This window comes from Neobacillus drentensis (assembly GCF_036966985.1).
In the GTDB taxonomy this organism is placed as follows: domain Bacteria; phylum Bacillota; class Bacilli; order Bacillales; family Cytobacillaceae; genus Neobacillus; species Neobacillus drentensis_E.
On the sequence record NZ_JBALSN010000734.1, the window covers coordinates 1 to 2412 of the forward strand.

A 2412-nucleotide genomic window follows, 5' to 3' on the forward strand; every position below is an offset into this window, starting at 1 on the left:
ACTGATTGTATTTTGATAGTGTTTCTAATTGCACATCAGGTCCATTGGCATTAACAACTTCAGCAATAATATCTTTGTCCACTTTAAAATTCAGCGTCCCTCTGATGTCGGAAGATGATGCTCCAATCTTGAATTGATAGGTTCCTTTTTCAACAATCCAAGAGGAAGTTGATTCATCAAATGAAGCAATATCCTTTGGATCAATAAAGAAGTTGAACGTCTCTTTTTGACCTGGCTTCAGTTCACGGGTTTTTCCGAACGCTTTCAACTCTATCGCTGGTTTTTCTAACTTTCCGTCAGGTGCACTTACATAAAGTTGAGGTGCTTCTTTTCCAGCCAGTGAACCGGAGTTTGTGACTTTAAACTGGACTTTAATTTTATTGGATAACGAATCTTTATTTAATTTAAAGTCGCTATAATCAAACGTTGTATAAGAGAGACCATAACCAAACTCGTACGCTGGTTTCACATTAAAGGTAGAATAGTAGCGGTAACCAACGTAAATATCTTCCTTATAATTTACTAAGTTTGGATTACCGTCCGAGCTTGGGAAGTTCGCATAACTTGGCGAATCCTCTAATTTAACTGGGAAGGTTGCTGGAAGTTTACCTGATGGATTCGCTTTGCCAGAGAGAACATCTGTAAGGGCATTCCCGGCTTCCATTCCTGGCTGCCAAGATAATAAGATGGAGTCAACTTTATCTCTCCAGCTAACGGTGTTAAATGGAGCTCCAACATTCAAGACCACGACAACCTTTTTATTAACAGCGTGATAGGCATCAGAAACTTTTTTGATTAGTTCTGATTCTTTTTCTGAAGGTTCAAAGGTTGTTTCATTTCCATCTGCCCCTTCTCCAGACCCTCTAGCAATCACAATCACACCAATATCTGAATTCTGTGCCATATATGCAGCATCTTCAGCGGTAAGATTTTCATTAATTTCAGCGCCGCTGGCATTTGTGTTAACAGGTATATATCCACCATTTTTCAATCCTTCTGGAAGTTGTACGGAATGTGTTGGTGTTACATAGGCGCTTCCGGTTCCCATCAAGAACATTTTTGAAGCAGCATTTTCTGTAGTACATGCAGAAGCAGGAGTACCAAATCCACAGCTTGGCATGGTATAGGAGTTGCCGACTAAACCGACTTTTTTCACTTTTTTATCGAAAGGGAGTGCTTTATTCCCATTCTTTAATAAAACCATGCCTTCCGGTGCTGCCTCTCGTGAAAGTTTTGCATTAGCTGCTGCAAGGTCAGCGCTTACACTTTGTTTCGCATCATCAACGGTACTTAATTTTTTGAATGTAGGTGACTTAACGACTAAATTAAGAATATTCTCGATGGCCGTATCAAGTTTCTCCTCGTGAAGTGAACCGTCTAAGATGGCCGCTTTTACTGCAGCCTTACCAACGGCATTTAAACTAGGCATGGACAAGTCATTTCCGCCGTTTAACATCGCTACTCCATTCTGTTTAGATCCGCCCCAGTCTGTCATGACCATTCCATTAAAGCCCCAATCACTTCTTAAAACATCATTTAACAGCCAAGAGTTATGAGCAGAGAATGGTCCATTAATAGAATTATAGGAACTCATCACTGTCCATGGGTTCGCCTCTTTTACTACCCGCTCGAATCCAGCTAAATAAATTTCTCTTAAGGCGCGTTCAGAAATAACCTCATTGACTGATTGTCTATTGGTCTCCTGATTATTTGCTGCATAGTGCTTCATACTTACACCAACACCTTGGTCCTGAACTCCTTTTGTAAACTCGGCTGCCATTTCACCGCTTAAGAGTGGATCTTCTGAATAGTATTCGAAGTTTCTTCCGCCTCTAGGATCTCGATGAATATTTAGTGCGGGTCCTAAAATGACATCCACGCCATAATCAAGAGTTTCTTTTCCCATCGCACTAGAAACCTGGTACATTAAATCCTTATTAAAACTTGCAGATAACGCCGAGGGAATGGGGAAACCGGTTGTCGACTTATTAGCTGTGGATCCAAACCTGAGTCCGGCTGGACCATCAGCAAAAGTAAGCTTTGGAATACCAAGCCTTGGGATAGCAAACGTTCCGCCAGCTGCACCTGTTACTGCCGCTCCAGCTCCTCCAATCAAATCGACCTTTTCGTCTAGCGTCATCGCCTGAATAACATCCGGAATGGAAGATTGGTCCACTAACATCGGTGTTTGCTCTTGTAAACCACTATTGTCCGTAGTAACAGCAGTCCCATTAACCTGCGATTGTGTCTGTTCCGCTGCTTGTACGCCTGAAATACCTGATGACAATAGCATTAAACTAAACATGGATGAACTTAGAACTTTGTAATAACTCTTCATACCTAACCACTCCTTTTATATATGAAAACCCTTTCATTCAAGAAGTTAACATGTAAAATATCATTCGATAAGTT

Annotated in this window: 1 protein-coding gene; it reads right to left on the reverse strand. The window is 41.1% G+C overall.

Annotation, left to right across the window (positions count from 1 at the left end):
- On the reverse strand, nt 1-2338 hold a 2338-nt coding region (locus tag V7659_RS31130), incomplete at its 3' end, for a glycoside hydrolase family 3 C-terminal domain-containing protein (RefSeq protein ID WP_335543854.1).
- Nucleotides 2339-2412 lie beyond the last annotated feature (74 nt).